Here is a 19890-nt window from a genome sequence, read left to right as displayed (position 1 = left end):
AGGTGAGCAAATGAAAACTATAGAGTTAACAGATGATGGAGATTTACTCTTTGAAAATGGTGATTTTAAGCTCATAGATGGCGTTCTAGAGGTAAAGCAAGTGTTAACTATTTCCCTTTCAACTAACCTAAAAGAATGGTTCCTAAACTTAGATTTTGGACTAGACTTTATGAAGCTATTAGAAAAGGCAACAGATGAGGAAATTCGCTCGGAAATAATCCGAGTTATTGGGCAAGAGGAACGAGTGGACATTATTAATGATGTCGAAATCGTCCAAGATCGTAAGCTAAGAAAATTAAGTGTGAAATACAATGTTCAACTAATAGATGGACAAACAATAAACGAGGAGGTGGTTCTAGGTGGCGCTTGACTCCAAAGGCTATAAACGAAAGACTTATGATGATTTGCTGACAGATATGTCCGCGAAGGCAAAGCAATACTTCGGAGAAAACGCAAATGTATCTGAACGATCCATCCTTGGAATTTTACTTCGAATCATGGCATGGTTTCTGTCTCTTGCATGGCAAGACAATGAAAATGTCTATTACTCAGCTTATCGAAAGACTGCCGAGGGTGCTCAACTAGATATGCTTCTACCTTATGCAGGTATTACAAGAAATCTAGATCAATATTCGTTTGGACCATTAGAAATAACCGGCACGCCAAATCATTTGGTGAGTGCTGGTTTTTTAGTGTCTAACAAAACAGATGTGTTCTTTGAAACAACAGAAAATGTGACGCTAGATTCGTTTGGAAAAGGGATAGTGGAAATTAAAGCTGTTGAATTGGGGAGTGTAGGTAACGTTGCAGCTAATACCATTACAGAAATAGTTAATCCTGATGCAGATGTTATTAGCGTAACAAACATTTCAGAAACAAAGGGCGGCCGTGAAAAAGAAACGGACTTAGAAGCACGTGAAAGAGCATCTATTACTGTGGAAGGAATGGGTTCAGCTACTACCAACGCTATTAGGACAAATCTATTGAAAATTCCTTCCATTCGTGCTGCCACTGTCATAGAAAACTATGGAGATGTACCAGATGCATATGGAACTCCTAAGAGATCCATACAAGCATTTGTCTTAGGGGGAACAAATGAAGACATTGCGAGAGCTGTATTTGAAAAGAAAGCAGGAGGTATTCAACCTTACGGGACCACCTATGTAGATGTTATAGACGATAGCGGAAATCCACAACAAGTTGGATTTACACGTGCGGTAGAAATACCGATTTTCATTAAAGTAGCTCTTAATACTAACTCCTCGTTTCCTAGTGACGGAACGGAAAAGACCAAATCTGTTCTGATTCGATACATCGGAGGTACAGACATAGATTCAACTGTCTTTGCAGGTCTTAATATGGGTGAAGATGTTATTGAATCACGTTTAATTGCTCGCACTTATCAAGTGGAAGGTATTGAAGATGTATCGATTCAATTATCTACAGATGGAATTAATTATAGTGAATCAAATATTTCTATAGGTTTGCAGGAGGTTGCACAAGTAGAAGCAAACAACATTGAGGTGACAATCAATGTTTAGTGCAAAATTGATCATGAAACGTTTTGCGGACTATTTTGCTAAGCAACCTAGCTCTAATCTATCGAAGTTAATCAGTATATTTTCAGACGAATTATTAGAGTTACAAAAGACGAATGAAACGATTTTAGAGTGGCGAGATATTGACAAATCAAAAGGTAAGGCTCTTGACTTGATCGGTGAAAACGTCAATCAGTCAAGAGGTAAAGCTACTGATGAGGTCTACAGAATCTTATTAAAGTCCAAAATTGCTAGAAATCTTTCTGATGGCTCTATTAATACAATCATTCAAGTTATTTCAATCGCTTTATCCACAGAACCATCCACAATTAAGATAGTTGAAAAGTGGAATGATATTGACGATCCAGAACCTGCAGCAATTAAGCTGATTGAATTACCTTTGACTAAAATAAATGAAGCTGGACTTGATCCAATTAACTTTATTCGTATTATTCAAAGAACGGTAGCTGCTGGAGTCAAGGTTGGTGTTATTGAATTGGCTGGAACATTTGAATTCGGAACAACAGCAATGGAAATAGACAATTTAAAAGGCTTTGGAAATATAGATGGAACCATAGGTGGATACTTTGGAGCTGTCTTTATACCATCTTCAGACCAAGAATTACCGATATAGGAGGGATAATTAATGCCATTTTTAAAACCACTTCCACATTGGGAAGCACCAGGTATAGAACCACCTTTATCACTCAGACAAGGTGGTTGGAAAGCAGGAGTTAAACCTCCTGATGAGTATTTCAATTACTTACAAAATACATCATATGAAGCATTAAAAGAATTACAAGAAAATGCAGTTCATAAGGACGATGTAGGTAGTGGAGTAACAAATTTAGGTTTTAGAGGATTACTAGCCGATCCAGTGTCTGGAATAGGTGGACCAGATCATATAGACAAATATCCAGAGGGTTTGAGCGTTATGTATACCGACCGAACAGACTGGGCAGTGTTCTTGAATATGACGGATTTCATTTCAGCTACTGAATTTTTATTTGTTGAGACAAACAAAACTATCCAAGATGGTAAAGTAAATGCAACTCAGCAGATTACTAGATACAAAAAAGAAAGTCCAGCGATACCTGTTAAATTAATATCACAATATACAAGGGTGTGGTATTCAGATGCTTCTTACACTGGTTGGAGTAATGCTGAAAAGGTAGTTTTTACGACAGAGTTTGAGACGCACTTGGCCGATAATGAGAAGCATGTAACCGCAGCTGAACGAACTAATTGGAATGGAAAAGCACCTGCAAGTCACTCACATACAATTGCTCAAGTGACTGGACTGCAAACAGCTCTTGACTCTAAAATAGCTTCAAGTTTAATTAATAAACCTAACGGGGTTGCAGGATTAGATGGAAACGGGAGGGTAATAAATGCAGACGGGTCTAATGCGGGAGTTAAAACTCTTTATGATAGATTGGTATTCGTCGGAATAAAAGTGCCCGCAAATGGTAGTTATACAAAAAAGATTCCTATCCCTGGGGACTTAGTTCATTTTAAGTTTGACTATAATCGGACGGGTGCGGAACATTATCTTGTAGACGCTACTTTGGAATCGGCAAAAAATAATGTATTATCTACTACGAACTTTTTAAATACCACAACCTCTAAAAATTGGATTCCAAACGCCGTAGACAACACAAACTTTACTTTTTATAGCGTAAATGGCCCAGGTGCGAGCAAACTTAGTTTATCCACCGTTAGATATAATTCCGCTACAAAAGAAATCGAAATAATAATTAAAAATACGGATGCTACTTTAGAAGCTACACTCAATAGCGGAGAGTATCGTTTGGAGGTTATGTACAATTGAATACATTTATTTATCATAAAGACACTCTTAATATTGTGGGGATGCTTAATGCCCATACATCATATGAAAAAGAATTGGAGTTAAATGTATTCCCTAATTTCGGAGGGAATACAAATGACTATGACATTATTGAAACTGAATTTGATTATATTACACTTGAAAAAGTTGATGAAATCGTGAAGGCGAAGGAGTATGTAATACCAGTAGAACCACAAGAGCCAACTGAAACAGAGCTATTAAATGATTACATTATAGATGTTGACTACCGAGTAACAATGATTGAATTAGGACTATAAATTATAACAATTGGAGGAATTTAAAATGAACTTAACTTACCGTGCATGCAAATCACAAATTGAACGTCAATCGTATACTTCTAAAGAGGATATGCAACAAAAACTAGATATTTTTCTAGTCGGTGACCGTATTACTCATCCCCAATACGAAGAGTTAACAGCCCAATTAAACGTAGCATAAGCAAGCTGTTTTTTATGTCATTTTTCTAATGAGGAACATAATAGTGAGAGAGAGGCAAATATTCACTGTGATCATTTGCCTCAAGATATTAAGGTCTTGTACAAGAATTCACAAATTTTTCACCAAATTCAGTTCTTGAAAAAGTATATTTTTGATACTTAACTTTTCTTGGCATACTCAGTATTTGCGGAGTTAATAATTGAATTTCTGGTTGATTAATCAATTCATCGTAATAAGAGTTTTCAGCTATAGTAGTTTGAGTATCAATGGAAATGAGTCCTAACCGATTAAGATTTTCAATGTATGATGACACCATTTCTGGATAAGAACAACCTACAATGCGAGACAAGTTAGTAAAATTTTTCTTAATTTCTAAGAAACCATTGCTTTCATTGACAGCTTGAACTCCTATTAAAGGATTTAGGCCATTATCTTTAATTGAACAAATTATTTTTGCCTCGTCTGGAGTAAGTTGCTTTATTATTTCAACAAAAGATGGGTGAGCTTTTATTGCAACATCTTTATCCATTGCTGTAGCAATTAGATTAGAAAACAATTCACGGAGTTCTTCCTTATGAGCAGTATATCTCAGTGCTTCAATAGTCGGAACAGCAACCGATGGGTCGGGTGTTATAATTCTTTCCTCAGGAACGTCTTTGAGTTTACCTGCCATACTGTTTTCTAAGTATGAGGATATTTTTTCATAACCCCAAACTAATCCAGCCAAGGGAGCAAGGGCTATGTTTACCGTTTTTGAGATCGTTAGTAATCCTTTGCCTAATTCTTTTGAAGCAGGTTGCAACATATCTTCATAAACAGGTACTGCGTCCATAATTCCTTGAACAGTTTCTAGTGTATCTTTTACATTACTCATGAATTCACCTCCTTTAATTATGATTCTACTAATCTTTGGGAATGATTTCTAGAGTATATAAAATAAATTGGAGGGATTCAAGATGGGACTAATAAAATTATTTTGGCATTATGTTTGGTTTAATTTTCATCTAAGAAAAGCTAAAAAATTTAAAGGAGGTTCAACATCTTCTAATTATCATTATGATGTGGCAGAATATCATCATACTTTAAGTTCAAAATAGAATAAGTCATAAGATATATTGGGAACATAATGCGTCGTAATAAAACATTTAAAAAAAGAGCTTACAGAGGTTAATCTGTTGGCTCTTTTTCTAATATTAATATATCGCTTATTTGACATTCTAAGACTTCACAAATTCTAGCTAGTCGATCCAAAGGGAACCTAACGGATTTATTTTTGCACATTAAATTAATAGCTGGCTGTGGAATATCAGTCAGTTTAGCAAGCTGGTGTTGTGATATTTTTTTCTTGTCTAATACATCTTGCAATGCGATGCGTACAATCATTCTAACAACTCCTTTTAGGTGATATGTTTAATATATCTCTTTTTACTTGATATGTAAAACGTATTAGTATATGATATGTTTAACATATCAAAAGGAGGAGTTTTAGATGTCAAACGATACTATTCGTCTTGCTAATGATTTGCACACCGTAATCAGCACTCTATGTCCGGAAGTAGATATGATGAAGTTAGAAATGAGAGTAGAAGAAGTGTTAAGTAATTACGAGAATCATAGAAAAACTTTTTTAGAATTAGAAAAAGATATTCCTGAAAAAGTTGAGTTATATCTCTCTTCTATGAGAATAGAAGGTTTAAGTAGCAAAACGTTATCAGGTTATAGAACAGAGTTAAGACTGTTTTCAGTGAAATACCAAAAGGCGGTTGTACAAATAACAACAAATGACATTCGTGAATATTTAGCTTCTTTTCCAAAAGCAAAAATGAGCACCATAAGTACAAAATTGTCAGTTCTGAAAAGTTTCTTTGGTTGGTTGGTGAATGAAGAAGTAATTCTTCGTAATCCAACAGCTAAAATAAGGCCTCCAAAGAAGGAAAAAAGATTACCTAAAGGATTGTCCATTGAAGAACTCGAAAAAGTACGAGAATCATGCGAAACATTGAGACAACGTGCGCTAATAGAAGTCTTTTATAGCACTGGATGCAGACTGGCAGAATTAGCTGCAATGAATAAATCGGATATTAATATTCAATCGATGTCAATGAAAGTAATCGGAAAGGGTGATAAGGAAAGAATTGTTTATTTATCTTTTAAAGCTCTTTACCATTTAAAGAAGTACTTAAATAGTAGAAGCGATGATGTTGATGCTTTATTTGTCACTACCAGAAAACCGTATCGTCGTATGGGGCATAGAGCTATTCAGCGAGAAATAGACAAAATTGAGACTGCATCGAATATCTCAAAAAAATTGCATCCGCACATTATGAGACATACCTTTGCTACGCTCTCTACTGATGCAGGAATAGAATTAGCGGATCTACAACATCTTATGGGACATAGTAATCCAGGAACTACGCTAATTTATGCAAATGTTTCTGAAGAACGTAAACAACAAGCATTTAAAAAATATCATGTACAGTAAGAGCGTCCAAACTTGGGCGTTCTTTTTATTTTGTAAATAGGGGTGAGAGGATGACAGCAAGTAGTAACTCATTGTTCGAGACTGTAATGGATCATGGAGAACGCATCACAAATTTAGAAGAAGCAGACAAAAAACATGACGATCGTTTGAAATTATTAGAGGACAGATCAATAAAATTAGAGAACACGGTCATGGTAGAAAATCGGGAAACTCGGCAAACAATTGTAGAGCAAAATAGTAAACTCTTTACCCTAGTGGAAGGGGCTATGACAATTCAAACTACAAGAAACACACAAACCCATGAATTACGTATGGCTAAATGGAATCATATTTCTAATATCCTGCTGAAACTAGGCGGAGGCATAACAGGATTATTAGCTTCTGGAACTGGTGTTTATATGTTGATAGAACATTTTTTGAAAAAATAATTAGGAGGAATGGAAAATGACAGAAGTATTAATATTTGCAACAGTAATCGCTCCAATCATTTTGGGGGTAGTGGAGTTAATCAAACGAACGGGACCAATTAAAAAGAATTACATTCCGCTCATCGCATTTGTGGTGGGTATTTTTATTGGATTTGCTGCACAACCGTTTACTGATTTGGATTTAGTACTACGATTGTGGGCAGGAGGATTAGCTGGACTTTCAGCTACTGGGTTGTTTGAATTAGGTAATGATAGAAGTGGAATTACGAAAGTAGGTGAGTAGATGGCTACTTTAAATTACGAGGTAAAACATATCAAAAAGCATCCTACCACTCGAACCGGAAGGAAACTATTGAGAGTATCTGCAGAAGTCCTTCATTATACTGCGAACAATGGAGGAACTGCAGATAATCATTTCACTTACTTTAATACTACGTTACCCAATGCTAATGACAAACTGCCAGTAGAAAAAAAGCGTTTTGCTAGTGCTCATATATTTGTTGACCGTCACAAAGCTCTTGAATTAATTCCGTTGGATGAAGTAGCATTCCATGCTAATGAAAGAAAAGAAGGGCCTCTAATTCCTTCTCTTGTGGCAACTGCACCTTTCTATAAAGGAGGAAATGCTAATCTAATTTCTATAGGGATTGAAATGTGTATGGAGAAAGACGGATCAATTCATCAAGATACTATTGAGCGAACTATCTTAGTGGTTCAGATGCTAGAAAAGAAATTTGGAAAGCAACCAATCTATCGTCATTTCGATGTGACTGGAAAGAACTGTCCTGCACCATTTGTCAAAGATAAATCATTGTGGATTGAATTCTTAAATGATGTAAATAAGGATTTGGCAGGTGTTACGAACATTGAAAAAATCATGTGGGGAAAAACAGAATTAAAACTAGGGCAAAAAGGGAAAATAACTGTTTTAAAAGATATTAATGTTTGGGAAGACTCACCCCATGCCAGTGGTGAAATAATCCATACTAGAACGTTGAAAAAGGGTGGAGAGTTTAGGGTATACAATTATAGACCTGAACATGGTGGACAATACTATTTAGGTGCTGGTGAGTGGGTTACTAATATGCCTGAACACATTAAATACGAAACACCTTCCAAAGCAATGCTTGAAAAATTAAATAATCAATAATCTAAAGCCTTATTCACTGTAATGTGGGTAGGGCTTTTTTATTTTTATAAAAATACAAACAAACGTTCTTGAAAAGGTTGAAATAGAATATTTGTTCGTATAATATATAAGAAACTAATAAAATGAGGTGTTGTTATTATGACTTTTAAACCTGTGCCAAAACCGCCAAAAAGAGAAAAGGGTACAAGAAGTACAAATAAGTTAGAAAGAGTTCCAAGCTCTAAAAAGCCACCAAAACATTTAGACAGAGATGAGTTCGAACTAGAAGAACTTGCAGCTATTTTAAATGAAGCCAAAGAAGATAATAAGATAAGGACATTCGTTATTTATAGAGGAGAAGAACCAGTTACAGGAGTAGTCACAAAACTTGATCCAAACACTAAATTAATTCATATCGTAGATAAAATGAGGATAGTTAACAAAGTACACTTTTTAGATATTTTGAAAGTAAGCAGTATGGAATAATGTCTTCGATTTCTACAGATGAATATATCTACTTCGAGAACAAACTATACTTACCGATACTTATCAAAATACTAGAAAAAGACCTAGAAACAATAATAAAACATCCTTTCAAACTAACAAGACCTTATATAGCTAAAGTTGAGAGTGCTTTGAGCAATATAAGAACAGAATTGAAAAAGACAGATGTTTACATAACTAGGTATAATATGCGATTAGTAAAAGGTAAGACAAACGAGGATTATACAGAATACACTTTCATCAAATCTGGACACGAAGAATATCGAAAGTATACTAGAAACCAATTACGAGAAAAAACAGAGGAACTAATGTGTACATATATTACTATGTGAAACCACCAACCAATTAATAATGGAAGGTGGTTTTTCCAATTAGAAAGAAGCCACTATCCCAATAAAGAAGAGGAATGATTAACTAATGTTATTTATATAGAAGAAACTCAGAGAAAAGTGACCGACGTGTGACCAAACACAGACAATGTGTGACCGACAAAGATAAAAGTTGATAAAAATTAAAAGTTTATTCATAAATAACCCTTGTCAAATATACAGGTTGCAAGTAGAATAAATTAAGTGAAATGGAAGTCCTTAACTATGGTAAGGAAGAGGTCACCAGTTCGAACCTGGTTGGAAGCTTACATTTTAAGTAGAAAAACTTATAAAACTACTTGTCCAAGTACGATAAATATGTTATTATTATTTTTGTCCAGTTTTGACGCAGAGATGCGAAACTTATTGTAATTATAAAACCCAGGAGGATTAGCTCAGCTGGGAGAGCATCTGCCTTACAAGCAGAGGGTCGGCGGTTCGAGCCCGTCATCCTCCACCATTCATTTTTTATACTTAGCTTTGGAGGGGTAGCGAAGTGGCTAAACGCGGCGGACTGTAAATCCGCTCCTTAGGGTTCGGCGGTTCGAATCCGTCCCCCTCCACCAGTTTATTGGGGTATAGCCAAGCGGTAAGGCAACGGATTTTGATTCCGTCATGCCCTGGTTCGAATCCAGGTACCCCAGCCATAGACCGTTGTAAATAATTTTGAGGGGCCTTAGCTCAGCTGGGAGAGCGCCTGCCTTGCACGCAGGAGGTCAGCGGTTCGATCCCGCTAGGCTCCATAATTTAAAGATATAAAAAAAGGTATTCCGATTCTTTCGGAATACCTTTTTTTATACAAATTAATCATGCCAAATCCGTTGGATAGTGAATTCATTGTTAGAAAAAATTAAAAGGAAAACATCTGGATTACTTAACTCTTTCCATTGTTCGAATCCAAAATCATTATTGAAATTATTTAATAGTAAGGACATGATGTTCCCATGTGTCACGATCATACTATTTTCTACCTTGCTATTTAAAATGTCATTTAGTACTTCTAATATTCGTTTTTGCGCTTCATTGCTAGATTCTCCACCTTCTAGTTTTAGTTCTTTATCATTAAAGGTTTCTTTAAGTTTATCAAGCCAATTTGTTATAGGGGTGGAACTCAGAATTCGCTCAGATAATCGATTATCGATTTGTACGTCTAAATGGCTACTTTTTGCAAATGGATCAATTGTTTGGATAGCACGTAAAAAAGGGCTTGAAATTATCTGGTCGACTTTAGTATTTTCTAGAAAATTTGCGAGCTGTACTGCCTGATTGTAGCCCTTTTCAGTTAGTGGTGCCTGGTCTTCCTGCCCTTCAGCTTGGCAATGTCTAATTATATAAACTTTCTTCAATATTGATTCACCTCTTTTTAATCTTCTAACTAAAATAGTACCGAGAAATCTTTTCGATAAATTCCTTTTCCAAATCCCCCATAGACTGAAGTAATAAAAATGTTTTTACTTTAGGGAGAGGGAATAAATTAAAAGGTACATGCATGACGCGGCCTTCTGTTAGCTCTCGTTTTACGATAGATTGTGGGAGGAATGATGCGCCGAGGCCTTCTTGTATGAACCGCTTTACTATATGCGCTTGTGTAACTTTCATAGTTCTCATCGTAATTACTTGCTGGCGTAGTTGCAAAAGTAGGGTATCCCAAACAACTGGATGGTGATGGGTAAATAAATAATACTTCTTTATATACTCTTCAGTGTCCAAAACAGGTCCTGATTCATCATCATACCCATCTGTAGGAACAATGAATAAGAGCGGGTCTTCATAAAGTTCGATAGATTGAATGTTCTTTCTTGTTGCTTCTAAAGCAGAAATTCCCATATGTACTTCACCGTTCCATACTAAATCTTCAATATTGTTCGACTCTTCTACTCTAATAGATAGTTCTAAATCTGGATATTTGTTCATGAATGAACGTAGTATGTAAGGTAAAATGGTTTCGGCCATTAGAGGAGAGATAGCAATATTCCACTTTCGCTTATAACCTTCTGTAAATGCGTGTAAACGCTCCACACTTACCTCCAAGCCTTTCGTAAGCTGGATAGCTTCATCATAAAACATCTTTCCAGCTTCTGTTAGACTCACACGTTTTTTAGAGCGATTAAATAGAGGAGTTCCCAAATATTCTTCTAATAACTTTATATGAACAGTGACACCTGGCTGCGAAATCATTAATTTTTCTGATGCTTTTCTAAAATTACTTGTTTCCGCTGCGACAATAAAAGTTTTTAACCATTGGTACTCCACAATACTTCCCCTTTCATAATTAATTAATAATCTTAATCAACATCATACATAATATTTAATTTTCATAATTATATATGTTTCTTATACTAAAAGAAATAAGGAGGGGTTAAAATGTTTCAAAAAGGCTTAAAAGGTGTTGTGGCAGTTCATACAAAAATTAGTTTGGTTGACGGAGATCAAGGTACATTAAGATATCGTGGTCTGAATGTGAAAGAATTAGCAAATTATTCATTCGAACAGGTGGCGTATTTTTTATCTTATGATAAAGTGCCATCAAAAGAAGAGTTAGAGAAATTTAGTGTGAAACTAAAAAAAGGAAGAAATCTCCCATCCCACGTTCATAAAATTGTCGACGCGCTTCTACCTACTATTTCTATTATGGATGCGATGAGAACTGGTATTTCTGCATTTGCTACCCCAGAATTTTTGGAAATGGAAATGACAGAACAAGCAACTCATCTAACAGGTGCATTACCAGTAATTATTTCTCGACACTATAGAAAACAGCAAGGTCTACCTTTTGTCGAACCAAACGAAAATTTTACTCATACAGAAAATTATTTGTGGATGTTAAATGGTGTATCTCCGACTTCAACGCAAGTAAAAGCTCTTGAGACATATTTAAAGCTTACGATGGAGCATGGATTAAATGCCTCTACTTTCGCGGCAAGAGTAACCGTTTCAACAGATTCCGACTTACCAGCAGCAATTACTTCTGCCATTGGAACGATGAAGGGTCCATTACACGGAGGAGCTCCTTCAGGAGTATTAGCTCTGTTAGAGGAAATCCGAGAAGAGTCAAGAATTCGAACTGTTGTGGAAGAAAAGATTCAAAATGGAGAAAAAATCATGGGATTTGGTCACCGTATCTATAAAACAGAAGATCCAAGATCGATATTATTACGAGAAGCGTGTTTACAATTACATGGTTCGGATGCTTGGTTAGATTTGGCCACAGCAGCTGAAAAAGAGATTACTGCACTTTTAGAACAATTTAAGCCAGGTAGAAAACTTTATACGAATGTGGAGTTTTATGCGGCAGCTATTATGCGATCCATTGAAATGCCGGCGTCTTTATTCACACCAACTTTTAGTGTAGCGCGTATTGTTGGTTGGAGTGCACATGTGATAGAGCAAGTAGATGATCAGGCTATGTTCCGACCACAGTCACTTTATGTTGGGGAATGTCGTTAAAAATTTCTTTTCAATACCTATATGTTTCTATTATGATATTAGAAAAGCGAGGTGTTGGGATTTGGCAGAGACAATTGTGTATGGAGACGTTTCGTTACGTCCAATGGAACAATCGGATATTCAACTTTTATGGGAGCTTTATAATCCAGAGATTTTTGAATTTATGCTGAATAAAATAGAAAACTTTGAACAGCTTGAGCAGTGGCTACAAGTGGGTATTCAACAAACGAATGTCGCCAAAACCGCTCTCGCATATGTGGTCGAACATACAGAGACAAAAGAAATTATGGGTACAACACGTATTTATGGTATTGATCAAGTAAATCATGCATGTGAAATCGGATCTACTTTCTATGGAAAAAAATTTCAACGAACACATGTGAATACGACATGCAAATATTTGTTATTAAAACATTGTTTTGAAAGCCTTGGAATGATTCGAGTCCAATTTAAAACGGATGAATTAAATGTAAGCTCACAACGAGCAATAGAAAGAATTGGTGGAATAAAAGAAGGTGTTCTAAGAAATGAACGCTTACGTTCAAATGGAACGGTTCGCAACGCGGTCGTTTATTCAATCATTAACAGTGAATGGGAAGAAGTAAAAAAAATGCTCGTACAATTAATGAATAAATATTCGTAATTTTGTCGAGTTGAGCCAACTGCCCTTTAGGAATTACAATAGATGTATGAACAGAAGGGGGTATGAAATAATGAATAAATTAAGCATTTCTCTTATAGGTGTACCAATGGACCTTGGTCAAAATAGACGTGGTGTCGATATGGGGCCAAGTGCCATTCGTTATGCAGGGGTAATCGAACGTTTAGAAGCATTAGGTCATTCTGTAAAAGATGAAGGCGATATACCTATAAGTCATACAAGAAAAGAACAATCTCCGAATACGCATTTGCGTAATTTAGAAGATGTAATCGATGGGAACACAAAGCTTGCAAACAAAGTACATGAGGTATTAACGGAAGGACATTATCCATTAGTGCTTGGTGGAGATCATAGCATAGCTATTGGAACACTTGCAGGTTTAGCTGATCGTTATCAAAACCTTGGAGTTATTTGGTACGATGCACATGCAGATTTAAATACAGCGGAAACTTCTCCATCCGGGAACATCCATGGAATGCCGTTAGCTGTTAGTATCGGATTAGGCCATGATGATTTAGTAAATATCCGTTCCTATGCACCAAAGATTAAACCGGAAAACGTAGTTATTATTGGCGCTCGTTCAGTAGATCCTGGAGAACGTGAACTAATTAAAGAAAAAGGGATTAAAGTTTTCTCCATGCACGAAATTGACAAACTAGGCATGACAGAAGTGATGAACCAAACGATTGAGTATTTTGCTGAACGTAAAGTAGATGGCGTACACTTATCATTAGATTTAGATGGAATAGATCCACTTTATACACCGGGAGTTGGTACTCCTGTTCCAGGTGGAATTAGTTATCGTGAAAGCCATCTAGCAATGGAAATGTTATATTCATCCAACATTATCACTTCAGCAGAATTCGTTGAAGTAAACCCAATATTAGATGAAGAAAATAAAACAGCAGACGTAGCAGTTGCTCTTATGGGCTCATTGTTTGGGGAAAGTTTAGTTTAAAGCAGACGCTTCGTCTGCTTTTTGTTTTTCAATAAACAACACAAACTATGAATTATTTGGTAAACTTAAAATGATGTAAAAAAAAATGAAACCTGTTGCCACCTTTATACGTATAGGTTAGACAGCCGCATAGAGCGGAGGGGAATCACGATGGATGCGTTAGTGAACAAACGAATAAAACAAGTGTTAAAAGGTGACAAAGACGCATTCGCGGAGATTGTTGACCTGTATCAACATAAACTTTTTCAAGTATGCTTCCGCATGCTAGGAAATCGTCATGAAGCAGAAGACATTGCACAAGAGGCGTTTGTGCGAGCCTTTATTAACATTCACACGTTTGATCAAAAAAGAAAATTTTCCACTTGGCTGTACCGAATTGCGACGAATTTATGTATTGACCGGATTCGTAAAAAAAAGCCAGATTATTATTTAGATGCGGAAGTTGCAGGCACAGAAGGACTTAATATGTATTCACAAATTGCTGCTGCGGAAGAACTTCCAGAAGAAGAACTAATGAAATTGGAGTTGCAAGATCGCATTCAATATGAAATAAGTCGTCTTCCGGACAAATATCGATCAGCAATTGTACTTAAATATATGGAAGAGTTATCTTTACAAGAAATAAGTGAGATATTAGAATTACCACTTGGAACTGTAAAAACAAGAATTCATAGAGGCCGAGAAGCACTTAGAAAACAATTAAGTAAACAGCCCAACTTTTTATAGGAGGTAATCACGATGAATGCGTGTCCAGAGCGAATTGTTCACTATATGCATGAATATTTAGATGGCGAAATTACCCGTGAACATGAGCTTGAACTTAAAACTCATTTGCAGTCATGCGTGGATTGTCAAGCACATATGCATGAGCTAAGCAATGTAGTTGCTTTCGTAAAAGGAGCAGCCCATGTAAAGGCACCAGCTGATTTTGCCAACTCTGTTATGGCAAGGCTTCCAAAAGAAAAATCACATGCAGGTGTTAGTAGATGGTTGAGACGTCATCCAATTCTAACCGCAGCGGCTTTATTCTTCCTATTTATGAGTAGCGCATTGTTCACTAATTTCAACGAAGAACAGCAATTCTCTTTTACAAAACAAGAAAATGTCATCGTGGAAGGGGAAACAGTTATTATCCCTGAAGGACAAGTCGTTACAGGTGATCTTGTTGTAAAAAATGGTGATGTTCGAATCGATGGTGAATTGGACGGAAATTTAACCATTATCAACGGTACTAAGTATATGGCTTCTACAGCAAACATTACAGGTACTTCTGAAGAGATTAACGAAGTATTTGACTGGCTTTGGTTCCATATAAAAGACGGTGCTAAAGATTTTATATCGTTTTTTGAAAAAGAAGAAACGAAGAAATAATAAAAAGTCTATCCGAAATTTTGGATAGACTTTTTTAGGGTCATAAAGGCGGAAAATTCCTTTTCTATGTTATACTTACATTGTATGGATTTGTGATGAAAAGTGGGGGATGCCACATGTCGTTTATGGAGCAATTTACAAATTTAATGCCAGTAAACGTTATTGTAAACATATTAGATGTTTTATTCGTTTGGTTTGTTATATATAAAGTAATAACTCTTATAAAAGGAACGAAAGCGGTCCAATTATTAAAAGGGATCTTCGTTATAGTTATCGCAAGTGTTGTCACAAACTTTTTAGGTTTGGATACGCTCGGATGGATGCTGGAACAAGTCATTGATTTTGGGTTTGTAGCAATTATTATAATATTCCAGCCAGAAATAAGAAGAGCGCTTGAACAAATAGGTAGAGGTAGACTTTTCGCGAGAGGCTCGATGCAGGAACAAGAGGAGCAGAGCCGTTTAATTGCGGCTATGACCAAATCAGTAAGCTATATGGCAAAACGTCGTATAGGGGCTTTAATATCGATTGAGAGGGAAACGGGTTTATCAGATTATATTGAAACAGGAATTCCGTTAAATGCAAATATTACATCTGAGCTAATGATTAATATTTTCATTCCAAATACACCATTGCATGATGGGGCAGTGATTGTCCAAAAAAATAAAATAGCTTCCGCAGCTTGTTATTTGCCATTGTCCGAAAGTCCATTCATTTCGAAAGAGCTTGGAACGAGGCATCGGGCTGCAATTGGATTGAGTGAAGTAACAGATGCCATTACAATTGTTGTATCCGAAGAGACGGGAGCTGTAAGTTTAACCTCTAATGGGGATCTCCATCGAAATTTATCCATGGAAGAGTTTGAAGCTCACTTGAAGCGACTATGGTTTGGACCCACGGAAGAGCTATTAACTTCTTCTAAATGGTTGTGGAGGGGGAAACAGAATGGATAAAATGATGGATAATCCATGGTTCTTGCGAATTATAGCTTTAGCATTAGCGATTTTACTATTCGTTTCTGTGAAATCTGATGAGAATAATACGAATTCTATTTCTAGCGGAACACAAATAGACGTTCTCCGTGACGTACCAGTAGAAGTCTATTATGATGACGACAATTCAGTTGTAACAGGAGTTCCTCAAACTGTAACAGTAACTATAGAGGGTCCATCACAAGTTGTATTATCTGCTAAAATGATAAAAGACTATAAATTATTTGTGGATTTAAGTAAGCTAACATATGGAGAGCATCGAGTGGAAATTCAACACGAAAACTTTTCCGACAAATTAAAGGTCCGAATAGATCCGGTCTACGTAAATGTGGAGATTGAAGAAAAAATATCGAAGCAATTTCGAGTGGACCCTGATATGAATGAAGGCTTGTTAGCAGAAAATTACATCGTTAAGTCCTATGACGTTGAACCAAAAATGGTTACAATTACAGGTGCAAAAAGTGTCATAAATAGCATAGGCTATGTAAAAGCGACACTTGATGGTAATCCCGGTATTACTAAATCATTTGATCAAAAGGCAAGTGTAAGAGTTCTTGACAGGGATCTAAATAAATTAGATGTGATAGTCGAGCCTAAACAGGTACAGGTAAAAGTTAGGGTGGAAGAGTACAGCAAGGATATACCAGTTGTATTAAAGCAAAAAGGTACACCAAAACAAGGCGTGACGATCAATAATTTATCTACGAATATGGAATCGATTCGCTTATATGGTCCTCCAACGGTGCTTGATAAATTGGACCAGTTAACTGTAGATGTAGATGTAAGTAAGCTTGAAGCATCTGGAGACTTTGACGTGAAGCTAGCAGTTCCACCAGGAGTGACGCGGATGTCTCACGACAAGATTAAGGTAGTCGGAGATGTAACACCTGCTCCGGTAACAGAACCTCCAGTGGAAGAAGAGGATACTGTTTCAGGCGTTAGCGAAAAGACCTTTGATAATGTAGCAGTTGAGGTACGAGGACTTCCAAATCAACTAGTGAGTGTTTTTCAAACTCCTACAGACGGTTTAGTTTCCGTGAAGGCTAGAGGAACACCAGAAGCTTTGGATAAATTAAATAGTAGTAATATCGCTCTATATGTAGATGCACAAAATGCGGTAATAGGGGATAATACATTTCCGATAAAAACAGATGCCTCTACAGAGGTTGAATGGGAAATGTCTGCGTCCGAGGTAAAGTTAACAGTAAAAGAAGCCTAATACGCAGGACTACAGGTTTTTAAGGAGAGAAGATTAATGGGAAAATACTTTGGAACTGATGGTGTAAGAGGAGTAGCAAACTCTGAACTAACACCGGAACTTGCTTTTAAATTAGGCCGCTTTGGTGGATATGTATTAACAAAAGAATCGGAAAATCGCGCGAAAGTTCTAATAGGTCGTGATACTCGTGTTTCTGGTCATATGTTAGAAGGTGCGCTAGTAGCAGGACTCTTATCTGTAGGAGTAGAGGTAATGCGTCTGGGTGTTATTAGTACACCAGGCGTTGCTTACTTAACTAGAGTAATGAGTGCAGATGCTGGAGTAATGATTTCAGCATCCCATAACCCTGTTGCTGATAATGGAATTAAATTCTTTGGTTCTGACGGCTTTAAGCTTACGGATGAACAAGAAGAGGAAATTGAGCAATTAATTGATGCAGAAATTGACGAGCTTCCACGTCCGACAGGAGCAGGTGTAGGATCTGTATCTGATTATTTTGAAGGCGGTCAAAAATACATTCAATATTTGAAGCAATCTATTGATGAAGAGTTTGTTGGGCTTCATGTAGCGTTAGATTGTGCAAACGGTGCGACATCATCACTTGCTACGCATGTATTTGCAGATTTGGAAGCTGATTTATCTACTATGGGTGCATCTCCAAATGGCTTGAATATTAACGATGGAGTAGGTTCTACACATCCAGAAGAATTGGCGAAATTTGTGTTAGAAAAAGGAGCACATGTTGGACTTGCTTTTGATGGAGATGGAGATAGATTAATTGCTGTAGATGAAAAAGGGAATATTGTAGACGGCGATCAAATTATGTATATTTGTGCGAAGCATTTAAATGCAAATGGTCGTTTAAATAAAAATACGGTTGTTTCTACTGTAATGAGTAATATGGGCTTCTATAAAGCTTTAGAAACACATGACATGTCAAGTGTGAAAACTGCTGTTGGAGATCGATACGTTGTGGAAGAAATGAAAAAGAACGGCTATAACTTAGGTGGAGAACAGTCAGGTCATATTGTATTCTTAGATTTCAATACAACAGGAGACGGATTGCTAACTGGTTTACAACTAGTAAATATTATGAAGGTTACTGGGAAAAAGCTTTCCGAGCTTGCATCTGAAATGACAATCTATCCTCAAAAACTAGTAAATGTTCGTGTAACTGACAAACATGCGGTTACTCAAAATGATAAAGTTGCTGCAATCATTAGTGAAGTAGAAGCTGAAATGGCAGGCAATGGGCGTGTTCTTGTACGACCATCTGGTACAGAGCCGCTTGTACGTGTCATGGTAGAAGCTGCATCAGAAGACGAATGTGAAAACTACGTAAACCGAATTTCGGAAGTTGTAAAAGCAGAAATGGGTTTAGCTGAATAATAATAGATACAAAAAATCCAGCCTTGTGCTGGATTTTTTAGTCTAAAAAGACGGATGCATTGTCATATAAATTTTAATAGCAGAGGAGTTACAAAATGAAAGCACTTATATTTGAATCGTTTGGTGGTCCGGAAGTACTGCAATATAAAGAAATCGATAATCCAGTCATTAAAGAAAATGAATTACTCGTGCGTACTTCGGCGATTGGATTAAACTTTGCTGATATTTATAGAAGAAAAGGGAATTATCATCTAGCTGGTAAACCACCATACATTTTAGGATATGAAGGCTCTGGGATAGTAGAGCAAGTAGGTGTTGACATAACTAGTGTGAAAGTAGGAGATCGTATTGCTTTTGCGGATGTCCCATTTGCTAATGCAGAATTAGTAGCGGTTCCTATTGAAAAAGCAATTCCACTACCAGATGACATTTCTTTTGAAACAGCTGCATCTGTTTTATTACAAGGATTAACAGCGCAGTATTTAACAAGAGATAGCTATAAAGTAGGAGCTGGAGATACAATTTTAGTTCACGCTGCTGCAGGTGGAGTTGGGCAAAACTTAATTCAAATTGGAAAATTACTTGGGGCAAAAGTGATAGGGCTGACATCCTCAATAGAAAAGTCAGAAGCGGCAACTTCCGTTGGAGCAGACTACGTTTTTCTATACAAAGATAATTGGATAAATGAAGTGAAGGAAGTAACGAACGGTGTAGGAGTAGATGTTGTTTATGAGTCAGTCGGATCTACGTTAGAAGAAAGTTTTGAAGTCACTAGAATTGGCGGAACGGTTGTATTTTATGGAATGTCTGGGGGAGATCCATCACTTGTGGATCCAAGAATGCTGATGGATACATCCAAAACCTTAACTGGTGGAGACCTTTGGAATGTGCTGACATCCTATGAGGAAAGAAAAGTGCGATCCAAGCAATTATTTGATTGGATTTTAGAAGGGAAAATAAGCTTGAAAGAGCCTTCCATTTTTTCGTTGAAGGATGGAGCAGCAGCTCACTGCCTATTAGAAAGTCGAAAAAGCGTCGGAAAAGTCCTTTTAATACCTTAAATGTTTACTAAACTTATTTCGTGGAATAATAAGAG

General features: G+C 36.6%; 25 protein-coding genes and 4 tRNA genes. 25 read left to right on the top strand and 4 right to left on the bottom strand.

Translation table 11 applies throughout. The features are described from left to right. Window positions 1-10 precede the first annotated feature (10 nt). The 6 genes from FG384_RS02260 to FG384_RS19685 are packed head-to-tail and all read left to right on the top strand — an operon-like array spanning window position 11 to window position 3846. On the top strand, window positions 11-370 hold the full coding sequence (locus tag FG384_RS02260) for a contractile injection system sheath initiator (protein ID WP_142640917.1): 360 nt from the start codon (window positions 11-13) through the stop codon (window positions 368-370). Continuing rightward, window positions 360-1541, top strand: a complete 1182-nt coding sequence (locus FG384_RS02255) for a baseplate J/gp47 family protein (RefSeq protein ID WP_142640916.1) — start codon at window positions 360-362, stop codon at window positions 1539-1541. The genes FG384_RS02260 and FG384_RS02255 overlap by 11 nt, the downstream gene beginning before the upstream one ends. Next, complete coding sequence (locus FG384_RS02250; RefSeq protein WP_142640915.1) at window positions 1534-2172, top strand: DUF2612 domain-containing protein; 639 nt, start codon at window positions 1534-1536, stop codon at window positions 2170-2172. The genes FG384_RS02255 and FG384_RS02250 overlap by 8 nt, the downstream gene beginning before the upstream one ends. Before the next feature lie 12 nt (window positions 2173-2184). Then, the gene (locus tag FG384_RS02245; RefSeq protein WP_142640914.1) at window positions 2185-3369 is read left to right on the top strand and encodes a hypothetical protein; all 1185 of its coding nucleotides are present in this window, start codon (window positions 2185-2187) and stop codon (window positions 3367-3369) included. Beyond that, entirely contained in the window at window positions 3366-3665 is a 300-nt protein-coding gene (locus FG384_RS02240) for a hypothetical protein (RefSeq protein WP_142640913.1), read from the top strand. The genes FG384_RS02245 and FG384_RS02240 overlap by 4 nt, the downstream gene beginning before the upstream one ends. A gap of 25 nt (window positions 3666-3690) precedes the next feature. After that, entirely contained in the window at window positions 3691-3846 is a 156-nt protein-coding gene (locus FG384_RS19685; protein ID WP_166462353.1) for a hypothetical protein, read from the top strand. Window positions 3847-3934: 88 nt separating this feature from the next. On the opposite strand, the gene FG384_RS02235 is transcribed toward FG384_RS19685, so the two are convergent. Next, window positions 3935-4720 (bottom strand): DUF4393 domain-containing protein, encoded by a 786-nt coding sequence (locus tag FG384_RS02235; RefSeq protein ID WP_142640912.1) that lies wholly within the window; start codon window positions 4718-4720, stop codon window positions 3935-3937. A 293-nt stretch (window positions 4721-5013) separates the two neighbouring features. Beyond that, window positions 5014-5229 (bottom strand): helix-turn-helix domain-containing protein, encoded by a 216-nt coding sequence (locus FG384_RS02230; RefSeq protein ID WP_142640911.1) that lies wholly within the window; start codon window positions 5227-5229, stop codon window positions 5014-5016. Window positions 5230-5335: 106 nt separating this feature from the next. On the opposite strand from FG384_RS02230, the gene FG384_RS02225 reads away from it, so the two are divergent. From FG384_RS02225 to FG384_RS02180, 10 genes are all read left to right on the top strand, one after another. Beyond that, on the top strand, window positions 5336-6328 hold the full coding sequence (locus tag FG384_RS02225; protein ID WP_142640910.1) for a tyrosine-type recombinase/integrase: 993 nt from the start codon (window positions 5336-5338) through the stop codon (window positions 6326-6328). 50 nt (window positions 6329-6378) lie between these two features. After that, window positions 6379-6756 (top strand): hypothetical protein, encoded by a 378-nt coding sequence (locus tag FG384_RS02220; protein ID WP_142640909.1) that lies wholly within the window; start codon window positions 6379-6381, stop codon window positions 6754-6756. A gap of 16 nt (window positions 6757-6772) precedes the next feature. Continuing rightward, the gene (locus FG384_RS02215; RefSeq protein ID WP_142640908.1) at window positions 6773-7039 is read left to right on the top strand and encodes a holin; all 267 of its coding nucleotides are present in this window, start codon (window positions 6773-6775) and stop codon (window positions 7037-7039) included. After that, a complete protein-coding gene (locus tag FG384_RS02210) occupies window positions 7040-7906 on the top strand; it encodes a peptidoglycan recognition protein family protein (protein WP_142640907.1) in 867 nt (288 codons plus the stop codon). It abuts the gene before it with no gap. A 138-nt stretch (window positions 7907-8044) separates the two neighbouring features. Then, complete coding sequence (locus FG384_RS02205; protein ID WP_142640906.1) at window positions 8045-8371, top strand: YolD-like family protein; 327 nt, start codon at window positions 8045-8047, stop codon at window positions 8369-8371. After that, window positions 8371-8721, top strand: coding sequence for a YhjD family protein (locus tag FG384_RS02200; protein WP_142640905.1), 351 nt, complete (start codon window positions 8371-8373; stop codon window positions 8719-8721). The genes FG384_RS02205 and FG384_RS02200 overlap by 1 nt, the downstream gene beginning before the upstream one ends. A gap of 420 nt (window positions 8722-9141) precedes the next feature. After that, window positions 9142-9217, top strand: a tRNA-Val gene (locus FG384_RS02195). A 22-nt stretch (window positions 9218-9239) separates the two neighbouring features. Then, window positions 9240-9323, top strand: a tRNA-Tyr gene (locus FG384_RS02190). Between the two features lie 6 nt (window positions 9324-9329). Continuing rightward, a tRNA-Gln gene (locus FG384_RS02185) sits at window positions 9330-9404 on the top strand. A 23-nt stretch (window positions 9405-9427) separates the two neighbouring features. Continuing rightward, a tRNA-Ala gene (locus FG384_RS02180) sits at window positions 9428-9500 on the top strand. Window positions 9501-9560: 60 nt separating this feature from the next. On the opposite strand, the gene FG384_RS02175 is transcribed toward FG384_RS02180, so the two are convergent. Both FG384_RS02175 and FG384_RS02170 read right to left on the bottom strand, forming a co-directional pair. Continuing rightward, a complete protein-coding gene (locus FG384_RS02175; protein WP_142640904.1) occupies window positions 9561-10103 on the bottom strand; it encodes a histidine phosphatase family protein in 543 nt (180 codons plus the stop codon). 25 nt (window positions 10104-10128) lie between these two features. Continuing rightward, window positions 10129-11010 carry a LysR family transcriptional regulator gene (locus tag FG384_RS02170; protein WP_142640903.1) on the bottom strand — a complete coding sequence of 294 codons (882 nt, stop codon included), beginning with the start codon at window positions 11008-11010 and terminating at the stop codon, window positions 10129-10131. A gap of 111 nt (window positions 11011-11121) precedes the next feature. On the opposite strand from FG384_RS02170, the gene FG384_RS02165 reads away from it, so the two are divergent. The 9 genes from FG384_RS02165 to FG384_RS02125 all read left to right on the top strand — a co-directional run bounded on the left by FG384_RS02165 (window position 11122) and on the right by FG384_RS02125 (window position 19855). Further along, window positions 11122-12204: a citrate/2-methylcitrate synthase gene (locus tag FG384_RS02165; protein ID WP_142640902.1), complete on the top strand. Its 1083-nt coding sequence runs from the start codon at window positions 11122-11124 to the stop codon at window positions 12202-12204. Window positions 12205-12265: 61 nt separating this feature from the next. Beyond that, on the top strand, window positions 12266-12847 hold the full coding sequence (locus tag FG384_RS02160) for a GNAT family N-acetyltransferase (RefSeq protein WP_240793320.1): 582 nt from the start codon (window positions 12266-12268) through the stop codon (window positions 12845-12847). Between the two features lie 70 nt (window positions 12848-12917). Continuing rightward, window positions 12918-13823, top strand: coding sequence for an arginase (gene rocF, locus FG384_RS02155; protein ID WP_142640901.1), 906 nt, complete (start codon window positions 12918-12920; stop codon window positions 13821-13823). A gap of 150 nt (window positions 13824-13973) precedes the next feature. After that, a complete protein-coding gene (gene sigW / locus FG384_RS02150; RefSeq protein WP_142640900.1) occupies window positions 13974-14549 on the top strand; it encodes an RNA polymerase sigma factor SigW in 576 nt (191 codons plus the stop codon). Window positions 14550-14561: 12 nt separating this feature from the next. After that, a complete protein-coding gene (locus tag FG384_RS02145; protein ID WP_142640899.1) occupies window positions 14562-15194 on the top strand; it encodes a zf-HC2 domain-containing protein in 633 nt (210 codons plus the stop codon). Between the two features lie 116 nt (window positions 15195-15310). Continuing rightward, window positions 15311-16147, top strand: a complete 837-nt coding sequence (cdaA, locus tag FG384_RS02140; RefSeq protein ID WP_142640898.1) for a diadenylate cyclase CdaA — start codon at window positions 15311-15313, stop codon at window positions 16145-16147. Beyond that, window positions 16140-17405: a CdaR family protein gene (locus FG384_RS02135; RefSeq protein ID WP_142640897.1), complete on the top strand. Its 1266-nt coding sequence runs from the start codon at window positions 16140-16142 to the stop codon at window positions 17403-17405. The genes cdaA and FG384_RS02135 overlap by 8 nt, the downstream gene beginning before the upstream one ends. 36 nt (window positions 17406-17441) lie before the next feature. After that, entirely contained in the window at window positions 17442-18794 is a 1353-nt protein-coding gene (gene glmM, locus FG384_RS02130; protein WP_142640896.1) for a phosphoglucosamine mutase, read from the top strand. A 95-nt stretch (window positions 18795-18889) separates the two neighbouring features. Beyond that, on the top strand, window positions 18890-19855 hold the full coding sequence (locus FG384_RS02125; protein WP_142640895.1) for a quinone oxidoreductase family protein: 966 nt from the start codon (window positions 18890-18892) through the stop codon (window positions 19853-19855). The last annotated feature ends 35 nt before the right edge of the window (window positions 19856-19890 follow it).

The sequence above is a fragment of the Psychrobacillus vulpis genome (assembly GCF_006861825.1).
Classification (GTDB): Bacteria; Bacillota; Bacilli; order Bacillales_A; family Planococcaceae; genus Psychrobacillus; species Psychrobacillus vulpis.
Note: the sequence above shows the minus strand (reverse complement) of the source record. Positions and strands in the feature narration are given on the sequence as shown.